The organism is Acidobacteriota bacterium, assembly GCA_034211275.1.
In the GTDB taxonomy this organism is placed as follows: Bacteria; Acidobacteriota; Thermoanaerobaculia; order Multivoradales; family JAHZIX01; genus JAGQSE01.
Map to the genome: position 1 here is coordinate 1 of JAXHTF010000358.1, position 2,353 is coordinate 2,353.

The 2,353-nt window shown below is 69.5% G+C and carries 3 protein-coding genes; all 3 read left to right on the forward strand.

The features are described 5' to 3' along the window. A partial coding sequence (locus SX243_25935; GenBank protein MDY7096426.1) for a hypothetical protein occupies nucleotides 1-415 on the forward strand: 415 nt, incomplete at its 5' end. After that, entirely contained in the window at nucleotides 415-1,083 is a 669-nt protein-coding gene (locus tag SX243_25940) for a Sua5/YciO/YrdC/YwlC family protein (GenBank protein ID MDY7096427.1), read from the forward strand. The genes SX243_25935 and SX243_25940, both read left to right, overlap by 1 nt. 155 nt (nucleotides 1,084-1,238) lie before the next feature. Beyond that, nucleotides 1,239-2,353 (forward strand): SpoIVB peptidase S55 domain-containing protein (locus SX243_25945; GenBank protein ID MDY7096428.1); only part of this gene is annotated, 1,115 nt, incomplete at its 3' end.

A 2,353-nucleotide genomic window follows, 5' to 3' on the forward strand; every position in this document is an offset into this window, starting at 1 on the left:
GGCGCTGCAGCTGGCCGCCGGCGGTGAGAAGCAGAAAGCGACGCCGACGCTGGTCTTCGACGAGGTGGATACCGGGGTGGGCGGCGCCGAGGCGGCGGCTTTGGGCAAGAAGCTGCAGCGCCTGGCGGCCGGTGGCCAGATCTTGGCGGTGACCCATCTGCCCCAGGTGGCGGCCTGTGGAGATCGGCAGTTCAAGGTCGGCAAGGAGGTTCGGGACGGCCGCACCTTCGCCAAAGTCGAGACCTTGGAGCGGACCGATCGGGTCGAGGAGCTGGCGCGGATGCTCGCCGGTCAGGAGGTCACCGAGCTCTCGCTGCGCCACGCTAGAGAGCTGCTGCGCATCAGCGCTCGCGACCCTTCCCCCGCCAAATCGAATCCCAAGAAATCGAGCTCGCAGCGGAGCGCTTCCTCGTAGTGAGCTCCGCCGCCGGTTTTCCCCCTGCGCAGGCGGTGCCCCGCTGGCATCCGGGAGAGCCTCTGGACCCGCTGCGGGAGCTCCTCCGTCGAGGCGGTATCATCGCGGTCCCGACGGAGTCGTCCTACGGATTGGCGGTGGATCCATGCAACCCCAGGGCGGTGCGGGCAGTATACGAGCTGAAGGGGCGGCCCGCCTCGGCGGCGCTGCCGGTGGCGGTGGCTCATCGGGACCAGCTGGAGAGCCTGGGCATAGCCCCCGACGCGCCGGGATTGAATCATCTGCTGGCGCTTTGGCCGGCGGCTCTGACGGCGGTGCTGCCGCTGGCGCCGGGGCAGACCTTGGCGGCGGCGGACGGCGCGGCGGGCACGGTGGCGGTACGGATTCCGGACCATCCCCTCCTGCGCAGACTGCTGGAGGAGCTGGGACCGTTGACGGTGACCAGCGCCAATCGCAGCGGTGAGGCGCCGGTGACGGATCCCGACGCGGCGGCGGCCTTGCTGGCGGGTTGGGATGGAGCGGTGGTCGACGACGGTGCACTGGCCGGAGGACCTCCGTCGACCTTGGTACAGTGGCGCGGCCATGGCTGGGCGGTGTTGCGCAGCGGTCGCTTCGACCCTGCACCGTTGCTCGAAAAATCAGAGGATCAGGAGGGACGCGAGCTTTGATGGATCAGCGAAGAGGATGGCGAGAGTCGGCTGAGAGACGGTTGGCTGAGGGACGGCCGGCTGAGAGACGGCCGGCTTCAGCGCTGCCGACCCCGGCGAGCGCGCCCCCGACGAGCACGGCCCCGACGAGCGCAAGCTGCGGCCGGTGGCTCCTGGTGGCCATCGCCCTGTTGGGGGTGTTGCTGAGCGCGGCTCCGGCCTCGGCTCAGGATGGGCAGGCGGCGCTGGCACCGACCATCGGTGTCGAAGAGATCCAGCGCGGCCAGCGCGGCTACGGTCTGTCGGTCTTTGCCGGCAGCGAGGTGGAGCGCTTCGAGGTCGAGGTGTTGGGAGTGCTGCGCGGATCGAGCCCGGGCTCCACCGCCATCCTGGCGCGGCTCAGCGGCCAGAATCTCGAGCACAGCGGGGTCATCGCCGGCATGAGCGGCAGCCCGGTGTACATCGATGGCCGGCTGGCCGGGGCCGTCGCCTTCGGCTGGAATTTCTCCAAGGATCCCATCGCGGGCATCACCCCCATCGCAGAGATGCGCGAGCTGGGAGCGGCGATGCCGAAGGGAGAGCCGCAGACAATGCGGACCCCGTTGGGCCTGCTCTCCGACGGAAATCAGAAGGTAGATCAGAAAGTGGGTCCCCCCTCCGGAAAGCCAGTGGTTCGAGGTTCCGCCTCCGGTCCAGTGGCGTCGTTGAAGCAGTGGCTCAACGGCGAGGTGGGGGAGGAAATTCTGGCCGCGGAGCTGGCCAAGCTGGTGCCCAAGATGGCCGACGAAGCCTCGTCCGGGCTGTTGTGGACGGCTTCGGGGTTTGGCGAGACGAGCCGTGGACTGTTGCAGTCGGGGCTCGGGCGGATCGCTTCCTCCGGGGTGATGTCCGGGGAGGCGGCGGAGCTTGCCGACTGGGAGCTGGCGCCCGGGAGCCCGGTGGCGGCGGTGTTGATCCGCGGGGACCTCTCTCTGGCGGCCACCGGCACCGTCACCGACCGCCAGGGGGAGCAGATCCTGGCCTTTGGTCATCCGTTCCTCGGCTTCGGCCCGGTGGACATGCCGATGGCGGCGGCGGAGGTGATCACTGTCATTCCCAGCCTGTCCAATTCCTTCAAGCTGACCAATCTAGGCCCGGTGGTGGGAGCGTTCCGGGAGGATCGCTCCGTCGGCATGCTGGGCCGCACCGGAGACCAGGCGCGGCTCATCCCCACCACGCTGCGCATCTCCGGGGACGGGGTCATCGGGCCCCGGGAGTTCCAGCTGGAGGTCGCCCGCCTGCCCCAGATCAC